The following is a 22243-nucleotide window of genomic DNA, read 5'->3' as shown; positions in this document are numbered from 1 at the left end:
GAGTTTTAATCATGCCACCAATCGTTTTTATCCCTTTGTGAAAGTCGACGAGAGCGCCGAGAATCAACCCTCTTGACTCCCTTCCCCCTATCGAGACCGATGACCATGCAGCATCCAGCACGCACCGAACTCTGGGCCATCCTGCGGCTGGCCGGGCCGCTGATCGCCTCACAGTTGGCGCACATGCTGATGGTGCTGACCGACACCCTGATGATGGCCCGCCTCAGCCCGGAAGCCCTGGCCGGCGGTGGCCTGGGCGCGGCCACCTATTCGTTCGTGTCGATCTTCTGCATCGGCGTGATCGCGGCGGTCGGCACCCTGGTCGCGATTCGCCAGGGCGCCGGCGACATCGAAGGCGCCGCGCGCCTGACCCAGGCCGGCCTCTGGCTGGCGTGGCTGATGGCGCTGGTCGCCGGCCTGCTGCTGTGGAACCTCAAGCCGGTGTTGCTGCTGTTCGGCCAGACCGAAACCAACGTGCAGTCAGCCGGCCAGTTCCTGCTGATCCTGCCGTTCGCCCTGCCCGGCTACCTGAGCTTCATGGCCCTGCGCGGCTTCACCAGCGCCATCGGCCGCGCCACGCCGGTGATGGTCATCAGCCTGGCCGGCACCGTGGCCAACTTCCTGCTCAACTACGCCTTGATCACCGGCATGTTCGGCCTGCCGAAGCTGGGGCTGGTGGGGATCGGCCTGGTCACCGCGATCGTCGCCAACTGCATGGCCCTGGCGCTGGCCTGGCACATCAAGCGCCACCCGGCCTATGCCGCCTACCCGCTGCGCCAGGGCCTGGCGCGGCCCAATCGCCACTACCTGCGGGAACTCTGGCGCCTGGGCCTGCCCATCGGCGGCACCTACGCGGTGGAAGTCGGGCTGTTCGCCTTCGCCGCGCTGTGCATGGGCACCATGGGCAGCACCCAGCTGGCGGCGCACCAGATCGCCCTGCAGATCGTTTCCGTGGCCTTCATGGTGCCGGCCGGGATCTCCTACGCGATCACCATGCGCATCGGCCAGCACTACGGTGCCGGGCAGCTGTTGCACGCGCGCATGGCCGGCCGGGTCGGGATCGCCTTTGGCGGCGCGGCCATGCTGGGTTTCGCCATGGTCTTCTGGCTGCTGCCGAACCAGTTGATCGGGCTGTTCCTCGACCATGACGACCCGGCCTTTCGCGAGGTGATCAACCTCGCGGTCAGCCTGCTGGCGGTCGCAGCCTGGTTCGAGCTGTTCGATGGCACGCAGACCATCGCCATGGGCGCGATTCGCGGGCTCAAGGACGCCAAGACCACCTTCCTCGTGGGCCTGGGCTGCTATTGGCTGATCGGTGCGCCGGCGGCCTGGCTGATGGCCTTCACCCTGGGCTGGGGCGCGACCGGCGTGTGGTGGGGCCTGGCATCGGGGCTGGCGTGCGCCGCCATCAGCCTGACCCTGGCTTTCGAATGGAAGATGCGCCGGATGATTCGCCGGGAAGGTGCGGAGCCTGCTCCGCAGGATAGCTTCCAGGCCGCCCGGGATTCCCTGTAGCGGCAGGAGCTTGAGGGCTCCTGCCGCTACAGCGGGGTGCCGTCAGCTGACCTCGCCGACCAGGACCTGCTGGCTTGCGCCGAACGTCAGGTACTCCACCAGTTCCGCCAGCGGCAGCGGCTTGCTGATCAGGTAGCCCTGCGCCTGGTCGCAGCCGAAGCTGCGCAGCAAGGCCAGTTGCTCGGGGGTTTCCACGCCCTCGGCCACCACCTCGAGATGGAGGTTGTGGGCCAGGTTGATCATGGCGTGCACCAGCTTGCGGTTCTCTTCGCGCTGCTCCATGCCGCCGACAAAGCTTTTGTCGATCTTCAACAAGGCAATCGGCAGGCTGTTGAGGTGCACGAAGGACGAGAACCCGGTGCCGAAATCGTCCAGGGAAAACCGCACCCCCAGCCGACCCAACGCATCCATGGTCTGCTTGACCAGGTCGCTGCGGCGCATCACCGCGGTTTCGGTCAGCTCGAATTCCAGCCATTGCGCCTCGACACCCCGCTCGGCAATCAGCCGGCTGAGGGTCGACAGCAGCTGGCTGTCCTGGAACTGGCGGAACGACAGGTTGACCGCCATGTGCAGCGGCGCCAGGCCACGTTCGCGCAGGGCCTGCATGTCGCGCAGCGCCCGGGAAATCACCCAGTAGCCCAGCGGCACAATCAAGCCGCTCTGCTCGGCCAGGGGCACGAACTCGCTCGGCGGCAACAGCCCGCGCTCGCCGTGGCGCCAGCGCACCAGGGCCTCGAGGCCGACGATCTGCCCGTCATGCAGATTCAGGCGCGGCTGGTAGTGCAACTCCAGCTCGTCGCGGCGCAAGGCCCGGCGCAGTTCGCTTTCCAGGTCGGCGAGGCTGCGGGCATTGCGGTTGATGCGTTCGTTGAAGATGTGAAAGGTACAGCCCTGGGTACTTTTGGCCTGCTGCATGGCGATGTGCGCGTGCCACATCAGCGGGTCGGCGCCGGCATTCGCCCTGGCGTGGGCGATGCCCAGGCTGCAGCCGATCAGCAGGCTTTCGCCATCGATCCAGTACGGCTCGGCCATGACTTCGGCGATGCGTTCGGCCATCCACTCGGCGCGTTGCGGCGCCCGGCGGGTATCGATCAGCAGGGCGAATTCGTCGCTGCCCAGGCGCGCCAGCTGGTCGCCGGCCTCAAGCTGGCTCTTGAGCCGCGAGACCACTTGCAGGATCAACCGGTCGCCGGCCTGGTGGCCCAGCGCATCGTTGGCATGGCGGAAGTTGTCCAGGTCCAGGTGCCCCAACGCCAGCCCGCGTCCTTCGTTTTCCGCCAGGCGCGCCGCCAGCAGGGTCTGGAAACCCTGGCGGTTGGCGATGCCGGTCAAAGGGTCCTGCTCGGCCAGGCGCAACAGGGTGCTTTCCAGTACCCCGCGCTCGCGCACATGGCGCAGGCAACGGCGCACCGTATCGGTGGTGAGGTTTTTATTCACCAGCCAGTCGCTGGCGCCGGCGGGCGTGTTCAGCGGCTCCTGCTCCAGCAGCAATACCGTGGGCAGGCTGCAACGACCGGGAGCCGGTTGCAGTTGGGGAACGGTTAACAGAATCGCAGAGCGGTCTTCATCGAACAGACGGCTGACAGATTCCCAGGTCGGCGCACTGATCAGCACCACCGAGTCTCCCAACGGAGCGAGACACTCGCGCAACAACGCTGCCCACGCCGGCTCTTCGGCCAGCAGCAGCAAGCGCAAGGGTTCGACAGGCTTGGACAAGCTAGCTCCCTAGACTCTGTAATAGAAGTTGGCGGCGGGCATTATGACGCGCAGATAAACAATGACAAATGATATTGATTATCAAGCGCAATTTCTTGTACCGCTCTAACTCGAACATTAGACGCATATTCAGCGCGCATCCTGAGGGAAAGTATCAAAACCGGCAAATTTAGATAGCGTGCTGCGTCACAAGTCGGAGAGAGCAGCAGAATCCGTCCAGCCTGTTAAAATGCCCGCCCATTTCGCTACAGACCCCTTTTTTCGTCATGTCCCGACTCAATCCCCGGCAGCAAGAAGCCGTGAACTACGTCGGCGGCCCTCTTTTGGTGCTCGCCGGTGCTGGCTCCGGCAAGACCAGTGTAATCACGCGCAAGATCGCCCACCTGATCCAGAACTGCGGCATTCGCGCGCAGTACATCGTCGCCATGACCTTCACCAACAAGGCCGCGCGGGAGATGAAGGAACGGGTCGGCACCCTGCTGCGCAGTGGCGAGGGCCGCGGCCTGACCGTGTCGACCTTCCACAACCTGGGGCTGAACATCATCCGCAAGGAGCATGTGCGGCTGGGCTACAAGCCGGGCTTCTCGATCTTCGACGAGACCGACGTCAAGGCCCTGATGACCGACATCATGCAAAAGGAATACTCGGGCGACGACGGCGTCGACGAGATCAAGAACATGATCGGCGCCTGGAAGAACGACCTGATCCTGCCGGCCCAGGCCCTGGAAAACGCGCGCAACCCCAAGGAACAGACCGCGGCCATCGTCTACACCCACTACCAGCGCACGCTCAAGGCGTTCAACGCGGTGGACTTCGACGACCTGATCCTGCTGCCGGTGAAGCTGTTCGAGGAACACGCCGACATCCTGGAGAAGTGGCAGAACAAAGTGCGCTACCTGCTGGTGGACGAATACCAGGACACCAACGCCAGCCAGTACCTGCTGGTGAAAATGCTCATCGGCAAGCGCAACCAGTTCACCGTGGTGGGCGACGACGACCAGTCGATCTACGCCTGGCGCGGCGCCCGCCCGGAAAACCTGATGCTGCTCAAGGAAGACTACCCGTCCTTGAAGGTGGTGATGCTCGAGCAGAACTACCGCTCCACCAGCCGCATCCTGCGCTGCGCCAACGTGCTGATCTCCAACAACCCCCACGAGTTCGAGAAACAGCTGTGGAGCGAGATGGGCCATGGCGACGAGATCCGCGTGATCCGCTGCCGCAACGAGGACGCCGAGGCCGAGCGGGTGGCCATGGAAATCCTCAGCCTGCACCTGCGCACCGACCGGCCCTACAGCGATTTCGCGATCCTCTATCGCGGCAACTACCAGGCCAAGCTGATCGAGCTGAAGCTGCAGCATCACCAGATTCCCTATCGCCTGTCGGGCGGCAACAGCTTCTTCGGGCGCCAGGAAGTGAAGGACCTGATGGCCTACTTCCGCCTGATCGTGAACCCGGACGACGACAACGCCTTCCTGCGGGTGATCAACGTGCCGCGCCGGGAAATCGGCTCGACCACCCTGGAAAAACTCGGCAACTACGCCACCGAACGCAAGATCTCGATGTACGCCGCCACCGACGAAATCGGCCTGGGCGAACACCTGGACAGCCGCTTCACCGACCGCCTGGCGCGCTTCAAGCGCTTCATGGACAAGGTGCGCGAGCAGTGCGCCGGCGAAGACCCGATCTCCGCCTTGCGCAGCATGGTCATGGACATCGACTACGAGAACTGGCTGCGCACCAACAGCTCCAGCGACAAGGCCGCCGATTACCGCATGGGTAACGTGTGGTTCCTGATCGAGGCGCTGAAGAACACCCTGGAAAAAGACGAAGACGGCGAAATGACCGTCGAAGACGCCATCGGCAAGCTGGTGCTGCGCGACATGCTGGAGCGTCAGCAGGAAGAGGAAGACGGCGCCGAAGGCGTGCAGATGATGACCCTGCATGCCTCCAAGGGCCTGGAATTCCCCTATGTGTTCATCATGGGCATGGAGGAGGAAATCCTCCCCCACCGCTCCAGTATCGAAGCCGACACCATCGAGGAAGAGCGCCGCCTGGCCTACGTGGGCATCACCCGCGCGCGCCAGACCCTGGCCTTCACCTTCGCCGCCAAGCGCAAGCAGTACGGTGAAATCATCGACTGTGCCCCCAGCCGTTTCCTCGACGAACTGCCGCCGGACGACCTGGCGTGGGAAGGCAACGACGACACCCCGACCGAAGTCAAAGCCGTGCGCGGCAACAACGCACTGGCGGATATACGGGCGATGTTAAAGCGCTAGAATTGGCCATTTTTTAATCGCAGCATTTTTAACCGAACACCTTTTATCAGAGCTCAGGCGCACAAGGCGTCAACAGAGGAAAGCTTCATGGAAGCACTGCACAAGAAAATTCGCGAAGAAGGCATCGTGCTTTCCGACCAGGTCCTGAAAGTCGACGCCTTTCTGAACCACCAGATCGACCCGGCCTTGATGAAGCTGATCGGCGACGAATTCGCCACGCTGTTCAAGGATTCGGGCATCACCAAGATCGTCACCATCGAAGCCTCGGGCATCGCTCCGGCGATCATGACCGGCCTGAACCTGGGCGTACCGGTGATCTTCGCGCGCAAGCACCAGTCCCTGACCCTGACCGAGAACCTGCTGTCGGCGACCGTGTACTCGTTCACCAAGCAGACCGAAAGCACCGTGGCGATTTCCCCGCGTCACCTGACCAGCAGCGACCGCGTGCTGATCATCGATGACTTCCTGGCCAACGGTAAGGCGTCCCAGGCGCTGATCTCGATCATCAAGCAGGCGGGCGCCACCGTGGCTGGCCTGGGCATCGTGATCGAGAAATCGTTCCAGGGCGGCCGCGCCGAACTGGACGCGCAAGGCTATCGCGTGGAATCCCTGGCCCGGGTCAAGTCCCTGGCCGGTGGCGTGGTGAGCTTTATCTAAAGAGGCGTTGCCTCTTCAATCGCAAGCCAGCCTCGCACCTACAGACGCCGCTCGCTTCTGTAGGAGCAGCCGGTCGACGCTCGATTGCCCGCGATGACGCTGCCAGGCGTCTACCTTATGCCTGCGCTGTCTCGCGTAAGGCGGCCAGCAGCAAACGCTGATAGATCTCCTCGCGCCAGCCATCGGGCTTCACCAGTTGCATCCGTTGCAGATGCGCCGGGAAGGCTTCGGGCGGTGGCGCATCCAGCGCCGCCTTGCCCAATTCGAGAATCTCGCTGAGCTTGAACTTGCTCTTCAGCCAGTTCAGCGCCCGCAGCAAATCCCGCTCCTCTGCGCTGAAATCGCTGCCCAACGGATATTCCGGGAACAGGTGCCGGTGCCGTGCCTGGATCGCCAGCAGGCGTTGCGGGTGGTTGTCGGTAAAACGCGGATCGAGGCGGAAATCCTTGGGCAACTTGCCGGCCTTCTGCGCCTGTTCGATCAGGCCCGGCTGGAACCGCGAGTCGCTGATATTGAGCAGCGCTTCGATGACCTTCGCATCGGTCTTGCCGCGCAGATCGGCGATGCCGTACTCGGTGACCACGATGTCCCGCAGGTGCCGCGGGATGGTGCAGTGGCTGTATTCCCAGACGATGTTGGAGCTGACCAGGCCCGCGGATTCGCGCCAGCTGCGCAGGATCAGGATCGAGCGCGCGCCTCGCAGCGCATGGCCCTGGGCGACGAAGTTGTATTGCCCGCCGACGCCGCTGAGCACCCGGCCGTCTTCCAGCTGATCCGCCACCCCGGCGCCCAGCAGGGTGACCATGATCGAGCTGTTGATAAAGCGCGCGTCCAGGCGCTGCAGGCGCTTGAGTTCTTCGTCGCCGTACAGCTCGTTGATGTAGCTGATGGCGGTCATGTTGAACTCGCCGAGCTTGCTCTTGGGCAGGTCCCTGAGGCGCTGGTAGAAGCTGCGCGGTCCGAGGAAAAAGCCGCCATGCACCGACACTCCGCCCAGCGCCTGGTCTTTATCCAGCGTCCCGGCGTTGGCCTGTTGCTGCAGGGCCACCGAAGGGTAGACCTTGCGCCGTACGATGCCGGCATCGGCCAGGGCCAGCAGGCCATTGACGAACATCTCGCTGCAGCCATAAAGGCCCTTGGCGAAAGGCTCCACCCCGCCTTCGCGCTCGATCAGCGGCTTCCAGCACTGGATCTCCAGGTCCGCCAGCAGCGCCCGATAACCGTCGTTGTCCGCCTGGCGTGCCAGCAACGCCGCCGTCAATGCGTCGCCCATGGAGCCGATGCCGATCTGCAGGGTGCCGCCGTCGCGCACCAGGGTGCTGGCGTGCAGGCCGATAAAGTGATCCTGGAACCCCACCGGCATGTTCGGCGTGGAAAACAGCGTGCTGCTCTCCTCTTCGTCGATCAACAGGTCGAAGGTGGCGGAGTCGATTTCGGCGTCGCCCGGCATGTAAGGCAGGTCGCGATGCACCTGGCCCAGCAGCAGGATGGTTTCGCCGGCGGCACGTCGCTCGGCGATCATCGGCAACAGGTCGAGGGTGATGTCCGGGTTGCAACTCAGGCTCAGGCGGTCGGTTTGCTGCGGGTCCCGGGCCACCAGTTGCGCGACCAGGTTCAGGCCGGCGGCATTGATGTCGCGCGCGGCGTGGCTGTAGTTGCTGCAGACATAATCCTGCTGCGCCGCCGGGCTGTTGAGCAGGCTGCCGGGCTGCATGAAGAACTGTTCGATATGAATATTGGCCGGCACCTGGTTGCGGTGCAGGTCGGCGAGGAAGTCCAGCTCGGGGTAGTCGCCGAAGACCTGCTCGATGAAAGGCTCGAGGAAGCGCCGTTGCAGGCCATCGCCCAGCGGCGGGCGGCCCAGGCTCAGGGCGGTATAGAGGGTCAACTGGCGCTCGGGCAGCTGCGCGATGCGACGATACAGGGCATTGGCGAAACGGTTGGGTTTGCCCAGCCCCAGCGGCATACCCATGTGAATATGCGCCGGCAAGCGTGCCAGGACCTCATCGACCGCCCGCTCGATAGAACATGACTGCACCATCCGATCCTCCAGGACCTTCCATGAATTTGAGGTTGGACCGAGCTTGCCGGGTCTTTGCTGCAATGAACAGTAGCGGCCGAATCGCAGGCATGAAAAAAGCCGCTCGTAAGCGGCTTTTTTGCGCAAGATCCGTGCTTATTTCAAGCCGGACATCTTCTGGATGGCGCCTTTGAGCTCTTCGTCGGAGCAGTCGGCGCAGGTGCCTTTAGGCGGCATCGCGTTGATACCGGTAATGGCCTTGGCCAGGATGCCGTCGAGGCCACCCTGGTGATCCGCGCGCTCTTTCCAGGCAGCGGCGTCGCCGATTTTCGGCGCACCCAGCAGGCCGGAGCCGTGGCAAGCATTGCAATGCTTGGCAATCACTTCGTCTGGAGTCTTCGCACCACCGCCACCGGCGGCAACAGCGACTTCCATACCCTTGCATTCCTGACCCTGGACGCAGACCTGGCCAACCGGCTCGAGGCGCTTGGCAATGTCGTCGTTGGTCGCAGCTTGAGCGCTGACAGCCCAGAGGGCCAATACGGTTGCTGGTGCAGCCAGCATTTTCATAATTAGGTTCACGCGTACACCCTCAATGGTGGCTAGTCACGCCCACGGCCACGGTTTCGCGGGCGGGCGCAAGTATAGCGGTTAGCCCGCCACTCTGAAACAACCCTAGATTCAAAGGGGGATTAGAGAGAGGCGAAATGCGGCTTCGGGCACCGCTGCAATCCTTGCAGGACGCCTCTTCTATTAGAAGTTCGCGGGCGTGGCTGCGCTGATTAGTCGCGCGGGTGCATCGAAAGGATTACGGAAACGGTGCGGTTTGGTGCTTTCGAAATAGTAGCTGTCACCGGCTTCGAGCACGAATGTCTCATGCCCCACCACCAGCTCCAGGCGTCCTTCCACGAGAATCCCGGTTTCCTCGCCTTCATGGGTGAGCATCTCTTCACCGGTATCGGCGCCCGGCGGATAGATCTCGTTGAGAAAAGCGATCGCCCGGCTCGGATGCGCCCGGCCCACCAGCTTCATGGTCACCGCGCCATCGGAAATATCGATCAACTCGTTGGCTTTGTAGACGATCTGGGTGGGTTTTTCCTGGAGGATTTCTTCCGAGAAAAACTCGACCATCGACATGGGAATGCCGCCAAGAACCTTTCTCAGCGAACTGATCGAGGGGCTGACGCTGTTCTTCTCGATCATCGAAATGGTGCTGTTGGTGACGCCCGCGCGCTTGGCGAGTTCACGCTGGGAAAGGCCTTTGAGTTTACGGATGGATTGCAGTCGTTCACCGACGTCCAATGCGGCAGCCTCCTAGGGATCAGGCGTTGTTGTAGTTGAGCGTTATCATGGCGATAGCGTTCAGTATTTACAACACTTGGGCCCCAATCCCAGGGGGCAAGGCGACTTTCGGCAGTGCGCTGTGCCGCTCAGTCCCCGGAATAGACGCGTGGCACCCGGCGCAGGTTGCAGAACAGCTGATAAGGGATGGTGTCAGCCGCGGCCGCCAGCTCGCTGGCGAGGATGTTCTTGCCCCACAGCTCGACGGTAGAACCCAGCCCGGCCTCTGGCACGTCGCTCAGGTCGATGCACAGCATGTCCATGGAAACCCGGCCGAGCAGTTGGGTACGCTGCCCCGCCACCAGCACCGGCGCACCGGTCGGCGCATGCCGCGGATAACCGTCGGCGTACCCCATGGCCACCACGCCGATCCGCATCGGCCGTGGCGTGACGAATTTGGCGCCGTACCCCACCGGCTCGCCGGCCGGCAGTTCGCGCACGCAGATCACCTTCGACTCCAGGGTCATCACCGGTTGCAGGCGCGCGGCCAGTGGATGCGGCTCTTCGAACGGGGTCGAGCCATACAGCATGATGCCGGGACGCACCCAGTCGCTGGGGATGTGCGGCCAGCCGAGCACGGCTGGCGAGTTGCGCAGGCTGATCTCGGCGGACAAGCCCTGGCGCGCCGCCTCGAACACCGCGACCTGCTCGTCGCTGCTGCTGCAGCTGAGCTCGTCGGCGCGGGCGAAGTGGCTCATCAATACGATCTTCGCCACCTTGCCACTGGCCAGCAGCCGCTGATAGGCCGGCTGGTAATCCTTGGGATGCAGGCCGACGCGGTGCATGCCCGAATCCAGCTTGAGCCATACCGTCAGTGGCTTGGCGACGGTGGCCTGTTCGATGGCCTCCAGCTGCCACAGCGAATGCACCACGCACCAGAAATCATGTTCGACGATCAGGTCCAGCTCATCAGCCTCGAAAAAACCTTCAAGCAGCAATATCGGCGCACGAATCCCCGCCGCCCGCAGCTCCAGGGCTTCTTCGATACAGGCCACGGCAAAGCCGTCGGCCTCGGCTTCCAGCGCCTGGGCACAGCGCACCGCGCCATGGCCATAGGCATCGGCCTTGATCACCGCGAGCGCACGGGCGCCCGGCGAGGCTTCGCGGGCCAGTTGGTAGTTGTGACGCAGGGCTTGAAGATCGATCAGGGCACGGGCAGGACGCATGGCGGCAGACTTCTAGGCGGTCATGTGGGAAGAAAAAACCGGCGCTGGCGGATGGCGTGAGCCATCCATTAACAGCACCGGGAGAGGGATCTTGCTTAAGGCAGAGCGGCCACGACGGACAGCTCGACCAGGATTTCCGGTTCGCAGAGCTTGGCTTCGACGGTTGCGCGGGCCGGGGCGACGCCTTTTGGCAGCCACTGGTCCCATACGCTGTTCATCCCGGCGAAGTGTGCATCGATGTCCTTCAGGTAGATGGTCACCGACAGCAGGCGCGACTTGTCAGTGCCGGCCAGGTCCAGCAAACGCTCGATGTTGGCGAGGGTTTCACGGGTCTGCTGCTCAATCCCCGCGTTCAGGTCGTCGCCGACTTGCCCGGCCAGATACACGGTACCGCTGTGGGCGACGATCTGACTCATGCGCTCATTGGTGAGCTGGCGCTGGATTGACATGTTTTGCAGGCTCCTGAGGATTACCGTAACGAGAAATATCGAGACCTTCGGCGCTGATCTGCGGCTTTTTCTTCGCCATCAGATCGGCCAGCAGACGACCGGAACCACAGGCCATGGTCCAGCCGAGCGTGCCATGGCCGGTGTTCAAGAACAGGTTGCGCATGGGCGTGGCGCCAACGATCGGCGTGCCGTCCGGGGTGGTGGGACGCAGGCCGGTCCAGAAACTGGCCTGGGACAGATCACCGCCCTGAGGATAAAGATCGTTGACGATCATCTCCAGCGTTTCGCGCCGACGCGGGTTGAGCGAGAGGTCAAAACCGGCGATTTCAGCCATGCCGCCAACGCGAATACGGTTGTCGAAACGGGTGATCGCCACCTTGTAGGTTTCGTCGAGAATGGTCGAAGTCGGGGCCATGGCCGGGTTGGTGATCGGCACGGTCAGCGAGTAGCCCTTGAGCGGATACACCGGGGCCTTGATGCCCAGCGGCTTGAGCAGTTGCGGCGAGTAGCTGCCGAGGGCCAGCACGTAGCGGTCGGCGGTTTCCAGCTTGCCGTCGATCCAGACGCCGTTGATGCGGTCGCCGGCGAAGTCCAGGCGCTGGATGTCCTGGTCGAAGCGGAACTCCACACCCAGCTGGGTGCACATTTGCGCCAGGCGCGTGGTGAACATCTGGCAGTCGCCAGTCTGGTCGTTCGGCAGGCGCAGGGCGCCGGCCAGGATGTCGGTCACGCTGGCCAGGGCCGGCTCGACGCGGGCGATGCCCTCGCGGTCCAGCACTTCAAAAGGCACGCCGGATTCCTTGAGCACGGCGATATCCTTGGCCGCGCCATCCAGTTGCGCCTGGGTGCGGAACAGCTGGGTGGTCCCCAGGCTGCGGCCTTCATAGGCGATGCCGGTTTCCGCGCGCAGTTCGTCGAGGCAGTCGCGGCTGTACTCGGACAGGCGGACCATGCGCTCCTTGTTCACCGCATAGCGGGCAGCGGTGCAGTTGCGCAGCATCTGCGCCATCCACAGGTATTGATTGATGTCGGCGGTGGCCTTGATCGCCAGCGGCGCGTGACGCTGCAGCAACCACTTGATGGCCTTGAGCGGCACGCCCGGCGCGGCCCAGGGCGAGGCGTAACCCGGAGAAACCTGGCCGGCGTTGGCGAAGCTGGTTTCCATGGCGACGGCCGGCTGACGGTCGACGACGGTCACTTCGAAACCGGCACGGGCCAGATAGTAGGCACTGGTGGTACCGATCACGCCGCTACCCAAGACCAGAACGCGCATTTTCATATCCCTCATCGCGGATAACCGCTGACGTTTGTTATTCAGAGCGAAGATGTGCGCAGTATAAAAAGCAATGACCAGTGCTTTTCACTATATAAACGCCTATATTTGGCGAGAATTCTCGGCAAAAACCCTTTTCACGGAGGCGCATCCCCTATGCGTACCAACCATCAGACAAAGCGTGAGCTGGACAAGATAGATCGCAATATCCTGCGCATCCTGCAGGCCGATGGACGCATCTCCTTTACCGAGCTGGGGGAAAAGGTCGGGCTGTCGACCACACCGTGCACCGAGCGGGTCCGCCGCCTGGAGCGCGAAGGCATCATCATGGGCTACAACGCCCGGCTCAACCCGCAGCACCTCAAGGGTAGCCTGCTGGTGTTCGTCGAAATCAGCCTGGACTACAAGTCCGGCGACACCTTCGAGGAGTTCCGCCGCGCCGTGCTGAAACTGCCGCATGTACTGGAATGCCACCTGGTGTCGGGGGACTTCGACTACCTGGTGAAGGCGCGGATTTCCGAAATGGCCTCGTACCGCAAACTGCTGGGCGACATCCTGCTCAAGCTGCCCCACGTGCGCGAATCCAAGAGCTATATCGTGATGGAAGAGGTGAAAGAGAGCCTGAGCCTGCCGATTCCGGATTGATCACAACGGCCCGCAGGCCCCGTCGTCAGGGCAATCGCTGTCGCGGGCAAGCCTCGCGCCTACAGGCCCGCGATGGCCTCGGGTCAGACCAGCACCTGCCGGGTGCTCGCCATGTATTCATGGATCTGCTTCTCCACCCGCGGGTGGATCAGCTCCACCGGGCGCCGGCCATTGGGGCATGGCAGGCTCGGCGTGGTGCCGAACAGGCGACAGATCAGCGGCCGCTCGTCATACACCGTGCAGCCATTGGGCCCCAGGTGCACACAGTTCAGCTCTTCCATCGCCGCGTCCTGCTCGGCCCGGGTCTTGCGCGGCAGGCGCGACATCTCTTCGGTCGAAGTGGTGACCGGACCACAGCAGTCGTGACAGCCGGGCACACACTCGAACGAGGGGATCTGCTGTCGGAGCGTGCGGATTTTCTGGCTGTTGCAGCTCATCGAAGCGCTTACCGGGAGTCTGGAGAGGCCGCGATTTTGCCCTAAAAGCCCTATGGCAGACAGCACTGGCCGACCAATGTTGCCGCGCCGGAAAGGTCCGGCTTATGCTCCGTCAAATTTTCCAAACACACGAATCAGGATGATCCACATGAACACCCGTGTTCAGCCGTCGGGGCCAGGCCATTCGCACCCCGCCTCCTACTACGCCGCCAGCAGCCTGCCCCAGCCCGACTATCCGGCGCTGGCCGGCGAGCATCAGGCGGACGTATGCGTGGTCGGCGGCGGCTTCTCCGGGCTCAATACCGCGATCGAGCTGGCCGAGCGCGGGCTCAGCGTCATTTTGCTGGAGGCGCGCAAGATCGGCTGGGGCGCCAGCGGGCGCAACGGCGGGCAACTGATTCGCGGGGTGGGTCACGGCCTCGAGCAGTTCGCCCCAGTCATCGGCGAAGACGGCGTACGCCAGATGAAACTGATGGGCCTGGAAGCGGTGGAAATCGTCCGCCAGCGCATCGAGCGTTTCCAGATTCCCTGCGACCTGACCTGGGGCTATTGCGACCTGGCCAACAAACCGCGCGACCTCGAAGGTTTCGCCGAAGATGCCCAGGAGCTGCACGATCTGGGCTATCGCCATGCAACCCGCCTGCTGCAAGCCCATGAAATGCACAGCGTAGTGGGCTCCGACCGTTACGTCGGCGGCCTGATCGACATGGGTTCGGGGCACCTGCATCCGCTGAACCTGGCCCTGGGCGAAGCCGCGGTCGCGCAGCAACTGGGTGTGCGCCTGTTCGAACACTCGGCCGTGACCCGCATCGATTACGGGCCGCAGGTCAAAGTCCATACCGCCCAGGGTTCGGTGCGCGCCAACGCCCTGGTGCTGGGCTGCAACGCCTACCTCAACGATCTCAACCCGCAACTGGGTGGCAAGGTGCTGCCCGCCGGCAGTTACATCATCGCCACCGAACCCTTGAGCGAAGAGCTGGCCCACGCCCTGTTGCCGCAGAACATGGCGGTCTGCGACCAGCGGGTGGCCCTGGACTATTACCGCCTTTCGGCCGACCGGCGCTTGCTGTTCGGCGGCGCCTGCCACTATTCCGGCCGCGACCCGCGGGACATCGCCGCTTATATGCGACCGAAGATGCTGCAGGTGTTCCCGCAGCTGGCGGCGGTGAAGATCGACTATCAATGGGGCGGCATGATCGGCATCGGCGCCAACCGCCTGCCGCAGATCGGCCGTCTAAAAGACCAGCCCAATGTGTATTACGCCCAGGCCTACTCGGGCCACGGCGTGAATGCCACGCACCTGGCCGGCAAGTTGCTGGCCGAAGCCATCAGCGGCCAGCAGGGCGGTGGTTTCGATCTGTTCGCCCAGGTCCCGCACATCACCTTCCCGGGCGGCAAGCACCTGCGTTCGCCGCTGCTGGCGCTGGGGATGCTCTGGCATCGGTTGAAAGAACTGGTCTGAAGGCGTTTGTAGCCGTCGCACGACAGGTATGAAAAAGGCCGCATCCGGGGAAATCGGATGCGGCCTTTTTGCGATTGCTACGCAACCGATCGCAGGCTGCGCCAGCGGCTACAGCCGCCAGAACGGCTTGAGCCCTTCCTGCCGCGCCTGTTCGCGACTCAGGCCGATATCGCGCAACTGTTCGGTGGTCAGCTCAAGCAGTGCCTTGCGTGTACGCAGTCGATGCCAGTACAAGCCCCAGAGACCGAGGCCGGACGGCGCATTGTGGACGGACGTCGCCCCTGCTGCCCGCTCCTGCCCAGCCGCCAGTTCCTGACTGTGTAACGACAGACGCACATCGCTCAAGCCGTTCATTTTTGCTGCTCCTGTTTACTTGGGTCGCTATGAGCAGACATCATGCGCGGGCGCCAGAAACCATTACAGATTCAAAGCACTGCTATTATTTCCATACAGAATTTCCCCTATCCGGGCTGAATCCTGTAATTTTGCGCCATCTGTACTGGTTACCCGATTCAATCACCCCGAGGCTGCGCCATGACCCTGTATGTCAATCTCGCCGAACTGCTGGGCACACGTATCGAACAAGGCTTCTATCGCCCCGGCGACCGACTGCCGTCGGTACGGGCCTTGAGTGTCGAACACGGGGTCAGCCTGAGTACCGTGCAGCAGGCTTATCGGGTGCTGGAAGACAGCGGCCTGGCGACGCCCAAGCCCAAGTCCGGCTATTTCGTGCCGGTCAGCCGTGAGCTGCCGGCATTGCCCGCGGTAGGTCGCCCGGCGCAGCGGCCGGTGGAGATTTCGCAGTGGGACCAGGTGCTGGAACTGATCCGCAGCGTGCCGCGCAAGGACATCGTCCAGCTGGGCCGCGGCATGCCCGACGTCACCAGCCCGACCCTCAAGCCCCTGCTGCGCGGGCTCGCCCGCATCAGCCGGCGCCAGGACATGCCCGGTCTGTATTACGACACCATCTACGGCGTGCACGAACTGCGTGAACAGCTGGCGCGGCTGATGCTCGATTCCGGCTGCCAGCTCGGCGCCAACGACCTGGTGATCACCACCGGCTGCCATGAAGCCTTGTCCACCAGCATCCGTGCCACCTGCGAGCCCGGGGATATCGTCGCCGTCGACTCGCCGAGCTTCCATGGCGCCATGCAGACCCTCAAGGGCCTGGGCATGAAGGCCCTGGAAATCCCCACCGACCCGATCACCGGCATCAGCCTCGACGCCCTGGAACTGGCCCTGGAGCAATGGCCGATCAAGGCCATACAGTTGACCCCAAACTGCAACAACCCGCTGGGCTATATCATGCCGGAGTCGCGCAAGCGGGCCCTGCTGACCCTGGCCCAGCGCTTCGACGTGGCGATCATCGAAGACGATGTGTATGGCGAGCTGTCCTACACCTACCCGCGCCCGCGGACCATCAAGTCGTTCGACGACGATGGCCGGGTGCTGCTGTGCAGCTCCTTCTCCAAGACCCTCGCGCCGGGCCTGCGCATCGGCTGGGTCGCTCCCGGGCGCTATCTGGAACGAGTGCTGCACATGAAATACATCAGCACCGGTTCCACCGCGCCACAGCCGCAGATCGCCATCGCCGAGTTCCTCAAGAGCGGCAATTTCGAGCCGCACCTGCGGCGCATGCGCACCCAGTACCAGCGCAATCGCGACCTGATGATCGACTGGGTCAGCCGCTATTTCCCCACCGGTACCCGCGCCAGTCGGCCACAGGGCGGGTTCATGCTGTGGGTCGAACTGCCGGAAGGTTTCGATACCCTGCGCCTGAACCGCGCGCTGCTCGGCCAGGGCGTGCAGATTGCCGTGGGCAGCATCTTTTCGGCCTCGGGCAAGTACCGCAACTGCCTGCGGATGAACTACGCTGCCAAGCCAACGGCACAGATCGAAGAAGCCGTGCGCAAAGTCGGCGCAGCCGCCATCAAGCTGCTGGCTGAAGATTGCGCAACGGACTGACCTTTGCCAGTGGAGCGGCGTCACAGCTAGACCATCGCAGCGATTCGAGATGAGCTGACTTGAGATCCAGACAGGCCCTGGCCTTCCTTATGCTGATCGCGCTGTGCCTGAGCGGCTGCGTCAGCCTCGATGTGCCTCACGAGCCCAGCCAGGCACTACCGGCCGCCGACTCGGCCTTCGGTCGTTCGATCCACGCCCAGGCCACCCCCTACCAGGGACGCTCGGGCTTTCGCCTGCTGTCCGACAGCAGCGAAGCCTTCATGGCCCGCGCCGAGCTGATCCGCAACGCCCAAAGCAGCCTCGACCTGCAGTACTACATCGTCCATGACGGCATCAGCACCCGGATGCTGGTGGACGAACTGCTCAAGGCCGCTGACCGCGGCGTGCGCATCCGTATTCTGCTGGACGACACCACCAGCGACGGCCTGGACCAGATCATGGCCACCCTCGCCGCCCATCCGCGGATACAGATCCGCCTGTTCAACCCCCTGCACCTGGGGCGCAGCACCGGCGTGACCCGTACCATGGGGCGCCTGTTCAACCTGTCGCTGCAACACCGGCGCATGCACAACAAGCTGTGGCTGGCGGACAACAGCGCGGCCATCGTTGGCGGGCGCAACCTGGGGGACGAGTACTTCGACGCCGAACCCAACCTGAACTTCACCGACATCGACATCCTTGGTATCGGCCCGGTGGCCGAACAGCTCGGGCACAGCTTCGACCAGTACTGGAACAGCGCCCTGAGCAAACCCATCGGCGAGTTTCTGTCGCGCCTGCCATCGGCCAGGGAGCTGGCCAACACCCGGCTGCGCCTGCAGCAATCGCTGGACGACGCCCAGCAGCAGAACCACGCCCTGTTCCAGGAGCTCAAGGCCTATCGGACCCAGCCGCGCATGGACGTCTGGCGCAAAGAGCTGATCTGGGCCTGGAACCAGGCGCTGTGGGATGCCCCGAGCAAGGTCCTGTCCAACGGCGAGCCCGACCCGCACCTGCTGTTGACCACCCAGCTGGCGCCGGAGCTACAAAGCGTCAGTAAAGAGTTGATGATGGTTTCGGCCTATTTCGTCCCCGGCCAGCCAGGCCTGGTCTACCTCACCGGACGCGCCGACGCCGGGGTTGCGGTGAGCCTGCTGACCAACTCCCTGGAAGCCACCGACGTGCCAGCGGTCCACGGCGGCTACGCGCCGTATCGCAAGGCGCTGCTGCAACACGGCGTGAAACTCTATGAACTGCGGCGCCAACCCGGTAACGGCGGCGGCAGCGGTCCTCATCTGTTCCATAGCGCGTCGTATCCCGGCTCGGACTCCAGCCTGCACAGCAAGGCAATCATCTTCGACCGCCAGAAGTCCTTTATCGGCTCCTTCAATTTCGACCCACGCTCGGTACTGTGGAACACCGAAGTCGGGGTGCTGGTGGACAGCCCCGAGCTGGCCGAGCGCGTTCGCAGCCTGGCGCTGCAAGGCATGGCGCCGGCCCTGAGCTACGAGGCGAAGCTGCAGGACGGCAAGCTGGTCTGGGTCACCGAAGACAACCAGCAACTGCACACCCTGACCCGCGAGCCAGGCAGCTGGTGGCGGCGCTTCAATGCCTGGATGAGCAATACCATCGGCCTCGAACGGATGCTCTGAGCGCCCGCAGGAGCGAGCTGGCTCGCGATAGAGGAATCACACTCAGCCAGGCTGTTGACTGTCAGCCCCTTGTCGCGGGCAAACCTCGCTGCTACAGGGTTTGTGCCTGGGCCGCGCCAAACGCGCCTTCGCGTAACAACAGCACAATCAGCCCCAGGGCCCCGGCCGCCATCAGCAACAGCAAGGCATGCCCGCTGACCCACTGGCTGCCCGCCCCCGCCACCAGCGGCCCGATCAGGCAGCCGATGCCCCACAACTGAGCGACGTGGGCATTGGCACGCACCAGCGCGTCGTCGCGGTAGCGCTCGCCGATCAGAATCAGCGACAAGGTGAACAGGCCACCGGCGCTGGCGCCGAACAGCACCCACAATGGCCAGATCAGCAGGGTGTCGAGCAGCAATGGAATGGCCAGGCTCGACAGCAGCAGGATCACCGCGCAACCGGCGAACAAGGCGCGCCGCGATACGCGATCGGCCAGGGCGCCGATGGGCAGCTGCAACAAGGCATCGCCCACTACAACGGTGCTGACCATCGCCAGGGCGATGTCCTCGGTAAACCCCTGGCGCAGGCAATAGACCGGCAGCAGGGTCAGGATCATCGCCTCAAACGCTGCGAACAGCGCCACCGCCCAGCCAATGGCCGGCAGGCCACGACAGAAGCGCCACAGGTCACCGAAGGTCACGCTGCAAGACTCGCTGCTCGGCGCGCCGCCGCGGCCCATCAGCAACAGAGGCGACACCACCAGCAGCACGACGCCCACCCAGAAACCGTAGTCATGCTCGGTACCCAAGGCACCCAGCAGCAGCGGGCCAGCCAATTGGCTCAAGGCATAGCTACTGCCATACAGCGCCACCAGGCGACCGCGCCACTGCTCCACCACCAACTGGTTGATCCAGCTTTCGCCAAGAATGAAGACGATGGTCAGCACCACGCCGATCATCAGCCGCAGCACCAGCCACAGGGGATAACTCGGCAACAGCGCCAGCAGGCCGATGGAGATCGCCCCGCCCCACAGGCACAGGCGCATCAGCCCCGCCGTGCCGAAGCGTGCCGCCAGGCGGCTGGAAACCTTCGCCCCGAGCAAGACGCCAATCGCCGGCATCGAGGCCATCACGCCGATTGCAAAGGGCCCATAACCCCAGCTCTCCAGGCGGAACGACACCAGCGGCATGCTCACGCCCAAGGCCAGACCCACACTCAGGACAGCCGCCAAAACGGCAAAATACGTTGCCCAGCGCATTTCCACGCTCCTGTGGATTTTTTTAATACAGAGACAACGCAGCCGGACCTCCCTTGCGGAAAGTCCGGCTGCGATATGGATCGGCTAACGGTGCGCGCGATGGCGTCTGTTCAGACGCCCGGCATCCGCGCCCCTTGAATTACAGCTTGATCCAGGTCGCCTTCAGTTCGGTGTACTTGTCGAACGCATGCAGCGACTTGTCGCGACCGTTGCCCGACTGCTTGAAGCCGCCGAACGGTGCGGTCATGTCGCCGCCGTCATACTGGTTGACCCAGACACTGCCGGCCCGCAGCGCCTTGGCGGTCAGGTGAGCCTTGGAGATATTGGCCGTCCATACCGCCGCGGCCAGGCCATAAGGCGTGTCGTTGGCAATCTGGATGGCTTCTTCCACGGTGTCGAAGGCGATGACCGAGAGCACCGGGCCGAAGATCTCTTCCTGGGCGATCTTCATTGCGTTGCTGACGCCATCGAAGATGGTCGGCTCAACGTAGGTCCCGCCGGTTTCCTGCAGGGTGCGCTTGCCGCCCACCACCAGCTTGGCGCCGTCGGCATGACCGGACTCGATGTACGACAGCACGGTGTTCATCTGCTGGGTATCCACCAGCGCGCCGACGTTGGTGGCCGGGTCCAGCGGGTTGCCCGGTTTCCAGGCCTTGAGGGCCTCGATCACCAGCGGCAGGAATTTATCCTTGATCGAACGCTCCACCAGCAGGCGCGAACCGGCGGTGCAGACTTCGCCCTGGTTGAAGGCGATGGCGCTGGCCGCGGACTCGGCCGCGGCCTGCAGGTCCGGCGCGTCGGCGAACACGATGTTCGGGCTCTTGCCGCCCGCCTCCAGCCAGACGCGCTTCATGTTCGATTCGCCGGAGTAGACCATCAGCTGCTTGGCGATCTTGGTCGAACCGGTGAACACCAGGGTATCGACGTCCATGTGCAGGGCCAGGGCCTTGCCCACGGTGTGGCCATAACCTGGCAGCACATTGAGCACGCCAGCCGGGATCCCGGCTTCGACGGCCAGCGCGGCGATGCGGATAGCGGTCAGCGGCGATTTTTCCGACGGTTTGAGGATCACCGAGTTACCGGTGGTCAGCGCCGGACCGAGTTTCCAGCAGGCCATCATCAACGGGAAGTTCCACGGCACGATGGCGCCGACCACGCCCACCGGCTCGCGAGTCACCAGGCCCAGTTGGTCGTGGGGCGTGGCGGCGACTTCGTCGTAAATTTTGTCGATGGCTTCGCCGCTCCAGCTCAGCGCTTGCGCCGCGCCGGGAACATCGATACCCAGCGAGTCGCTGATCGGCTTGCCCATGTCCAGGGTTTCGAGCAGGGCCAGTTCTTCGGCATGCTTCTTCAGCAGGCCGGCAAAACGAATCATGGTGGCTTTGCGCTTGGCCGGCGCCAGGCGCGACCAGACACCGGAATTGAAAGTGGCGCGGGCGTTTTCCACGGCGCGTTGCGCGTCGGCGGCGTCACAGCTGGCAATACTCGCCAGCAGACGGCCATCGACCGGGCTGATGCATTCGAAGGTTTCGTTGGAAACGGCGGCGGTGTATTCGCCATTGATGTAGGCGCGGCCTTCGATTTTCAGCTCGCGGGCGCGTTGTTCCCAATCGGCTCGAGTCAGGGTGGTCATGCGAGTGTCCTCCTCTTGTTGGATACAGGCGCCACGCGATCGATGCCGGCACCTTCAGGAATTCTGCCCGGCCAGCCTGCTTCGGCCCATGGCATTCGCCACCCTAAACCAGCGGCACCCGAAGTTTCAATATATTTGACAGTGGCCAGGCAAACGCCATTGCTATGTTCATTTTAATAAACATAGACTTTGGGCTTTCCAGCCATTCGCAGCGCAATCAGGGGGGAATACCAGCATGAGCATCCAGGACATCGTCGACTTCAATCAGGCCAACACTGCGCCCGAACGGTATCGCCCCGCCCAGGAAAAAGTCCTCAAGGGCGACCCTGAGCAGACCGTCTTCAACCACTACAACAGCCCGTGCGGCCAGATGAACGCGGGGGTGTGGGAAGGCGCGATCGGCCAGTGGACGGTGAACTACACCGAACATGAATACTGCGAGATCGTGCAGGGGGTTTCGGTCCTGCGTGACGGCGAAGGCAATGCCAAGACCTTGCGTGCCGGCGATCGCTTCGTCATTCCCGCGGGCTTTCGCGGCACCTGGGAGGTGCTGGAGCCGTGCCGCAAGATCTATGTGATCTTCGAACCGAAAGCCTGAATCGCAGGCACAAAAAAACCCGCTTGAAGGCGGGTTTTTATGTCAGAAGAAAAATCAATTACTTGATTTTGCCTTCCTTGTAGATCACGTGCTTACGAACAACCGGATCATATTTCTTGATCTCGATTTTGTCCGGAGTAGTGCGCTTGTTCTTGTCGGTAGTGTAGAAGTGACCAGTACCAGCGCTCGAAATCAAACGAATCAATTCACGCATGATTAGCT

The 22243-nt window shown here is 63.2% G+C and carries 20 protein-coding genes; 8 read left to right on the top strand and 12 right to left on the bottom strand.

All coding sequences use genetic code 11. The annotated features are described in order from the left end of the window. The first annotated feature begins 105 nt into the window (after positions 1 to 105). On the top strand, positions 106 to 1515 hold the full coding sequence (locus CRO75_RS05435; RefSeq protein WP_177409723.1) for a NorM family multidrug efflux MATE transporter: 1410 nt from the start codon (positions 106 to 108) through the stop codon (positions 1513 to 1515). 42 nt (positions 1516 to 1557) lie between these two features. Here CRO75_RS05435 and CRO75_RS05430 read toward each other — a convergent pair whose 3' ends face one another. Next, positions 1558 to 3231: a bifunctional diguanylate cyclase/phosphodiesterase gene (locus CRO75_RS05430; protein WP_097134655.1), complete on the bottom strand. Its 1674-nt coding sequence runs from the start codon at positions 3229 to 3231 to the stop codon at positions 1558 to 1560. A gap of 266 nt (positions 3232 to 3497) precedes the next feature. On the opposite strand from CRO75_RS05430, the gene rep reads away from it, so the two are divergent. Together rep and CRO75_RS05420 are read left to right on the top strand one after the other, a co-directional pair. After that, positions 3498 to 5507 (top strand): DNA helicase Rep, encoded by a 2010-nt coding sequence (rep, locus tag CRO75_RS05425; RefSeq protein ID WP_009046172.1) that lies wholly within the window; start codon positions 3498 to 3500, stop codon positions 5505 to 5507. Between the two features lie 87 nt (positions 5508 to 5594). Beyond that, positions 5595 to 6164: a xanthine phosphoribosyltransferase gene (locus CRO75_RS05420; protein ID WP_009051549.1), complete on the top strand. Its 570-nt coding sequence runs from the start codon at positions 5595 to 5597 to the stop codon at positions 6162 to 6164. 115 nt (positions 6165 to 6279) lie between these two features. Here CRO75_RS05420 and CRO75_RS05415 read toward each other — a convergent pair whose 3' ends face one another. From CRO75_RS05415 to dadA, 6 genes are all read right to left on the bottom strand, one after another. Beyond that, entirely contained in the window at positions 6280 to 8205 is a 1926-nt protein-coding gene (locus CRO75_RS05415; RefSeq protein ID WP_097134654.1) for an acetyl-CoA hydrolase/transferase C-terminal domain-containing protein, read from the bottom strand. A gap of 135 nt (positions 8206 to 8340) precedes the next feature. After that, positions 8341 to 8754 carry a c-type cytochrome gene (locus CRO75_RS05410; protein WP_009046174.1) on the bottom strand — a complete coding sequence of 138 codons (414 nt, stop codon included), beginning with the start codon at positions 8752 to 8754 and terminating at the stop codon, positions 8341 to 8343. A gap of 183 nt (positions 8755 to 8937) precedes the next feature. Further along, complete coding sequence (locus CRO75_RS05405) at positions 8938 to 9486, bottom strand: cupin domain-containing protein (protein WP_097134653.1); 549 nt, start codon at positions 9484 to 9486, stop codon at positions 8938 to 8940. 128 nt (positions 9487 to 9614) lie between these two features. After that, complete coding sequence (gene alr / locus CRO75_RS05400) at positions 9615 to 10691, bottom strand: alanine racemase (RefSeq protein WP_097134652.1); 1077 nt, start codon at positions 10689 to 10691, stop codon at positions 9615 to 9617. Positions 10692 to 10786: 95 nt separating this feature from the next. Beyond that, positions 10787 to 11140 (bottom strand): RidA family protein, encoded by a 354-nt coding sequence (locus CRO75_RS05395; RefSeq protein WP_097134651.1) that lies wholly within the window; start codon positions 11138 to 11140, stop codon positions 10787 to 10789. Beyond that, complete coding sequence (dadA, locus tag CRO75_RS05390; RefSeq protein ID WP_097134725.1) at positions 11112 to 12413, bottom strand: D-amino acid dehydrogenase; 1302 nt, start codon at positions 12411 to 12413, stop codon at positions 11112 to 11114. The genes CRO75_RS05395 and dadA overlap by 29 nt, the downstream gene beginning before the upstream one ends. A gap of 156 nt (positions 12414 to 12569) precedes the next feature. Between dadA and CRO75_RS05385 the strand changes: the two genes are divergently transcribed. After that, a complete protein-coding gene (locus CRO75_RS05385) occupies positions 12570 to 13058 on the top strand; it encodes an Lrp/AsnC ligand binding domain-containing protein (protein WP_007932443.1) in 489 nt (162 codons plus the stop codon). 83 nt (positions 13059 to 13141) lie between these two features. On the opposite strand, the gene CRO75_RS05380 is transcribed toward CRO75_RS05385, so the two are convergent. Then, a complete protein-coding gene (locus CRO75_RS05380) occupies positions 13142 to 13495 on the bottom strand; it encodes a YkgJ family cysteine cluster protein (protein ID WP_007932445.1) in 354 nt (117 codons plus the stop codon). Between the two features lie 148 nt (positions 13496 to 13643). On the opposite strand from CRO75_RS05380, the gene CRO75_RS05375 reads away from it, so the two are divergent. Then, positions 13644 to 14957 (top strand): FAD-binding oxidoreductase, encoded by a 1314-nt coding sequence (locus CRO75_RS05375; RefSeq protein WP_097134650.1) that lies wholly within the window; start codon positions 13644 to 13646, stop codon positions 14955 to 14957. Positions 14958 to 15065: 108 nt separating this feature from the next. Here the strand turns inward: CRO75_RS05375 and CRO75_RS05370 are convergent, their stop codons facing one another. Beyond that, entirely contained in the window at positions 15066 to 15311 is a 246-nt protein-coding gene (locus CRO75_RS05370; RefSeq protein ID WP_007921094.1) for a DUF1127 domain-containing protein, read from the bottom strand. A gap of 180 nt (positions 15312 to 15491) precedes the next feature. On the opposite strand from CRO75_RS05370, the gene CRO75_RS05365 reads away from it, so the two are divergent. Together CRO75_RS05365 and CRO75_RS05360 are read left to right on the top strand one after the other, a co-directional pair. Further along, a complete protein-coding gene (locus CRO75_RS05365; RefSeq protein WP_097134649.1) occupies positions 15492 to 16922 on the top strand; it encodes a PLP-dependent aminotransferase family protein in 1431 nt (476 codons plus the stop codon). Positions 16923 to 16981: 59 nt separating this feature from the next. Beyond that, entirely contained in the window at positions 16982 to 18550 is a 1569-nt protein-coding gene (locus CRO75_RS05360; RefSeq protein WP_097134648.1) for a phospholipase D family protein, read from the top strand. Positions 18551 to 18641: 91 nt separating this feature from the next. Here CRO75_RS05360 and CRO75_RS05355 read toward each other — a convergent pair whose 3' ends face one another. Both CRO75_RS05355 and CRO75_RS05350 read right to left on the bottom strand, forming a co-directional pair. Next, positions 18642 to 19790, bottom strand: a complete 1149-nt coding sequence (locus CRO75_RS05355) for an MFS transporter (protein ID WP_097134647.1) — start codon at positions 19788 to 19790, stop codon at positions 18642 to 18644. Between the two features lie 139 nt (positions 19791 to 19929). Beyond that, entirely contained in the window at positions 19930 to 21423 is a 1494-nt protein-coding gene (locus tag CRO75_RS05350) for an aldehyde dehydrogenase (RefSeq protein WP_097134646.1), read from the bottom strand. Positions 21424 to 21658: 235 nt separating this feature from the next. On the opposite strand from CRO75_RS05350, the gene CRO75_RS05345 reads away from it, so the two are divergent. After that, positions 21659 to 22021 carry a cupin domain-containing protein gene (locus CRO75_RS05345; RefSeq protein WP_038574716.1) on the top strand — a complete coding sequence of 121 codons (363 nt, stop codon included), beginning with the start codon at positions 21659 to 21661 and terminating at the stop codon, positions 22019 to 22021. Between the two features lie 58 nt (positions 22022 to 22079). On the opposite strand, the gene rpmG is transcribed toward CRO75_RS05345, so the two are convergent. Further along, complete coding sequence (rpmG, locus tag CRO75_RS05340) at positions 22080 to 22235, bottom strand: 50S ribosomal protein L33 (RefSeq protein WP_003177274.1); 156 nt, start codon at positions 22233 to 22235, stop codon at positions 22080 to 22082. Positions 22236 to 22243: the final 8 nt, after the last annotated feature.

Origin of the sequence: Pseudomonas sp. LAMO17WK12:I10 (genome assembly GCF_900215185.1) — a bacterium.
Taxonomy (GTDB): Bacteria; Pseudomonadota; Gammaproteobacteria; order Pseudomonadales; family Pseudomonadaceae; genus Aquipseudomonas; species Aquipseudomonas chlororaphis.
Note: the sequence above shows the minus strand (reverse complement) of the source record. Positions and strands in the feature narration are given on the sequence as shown.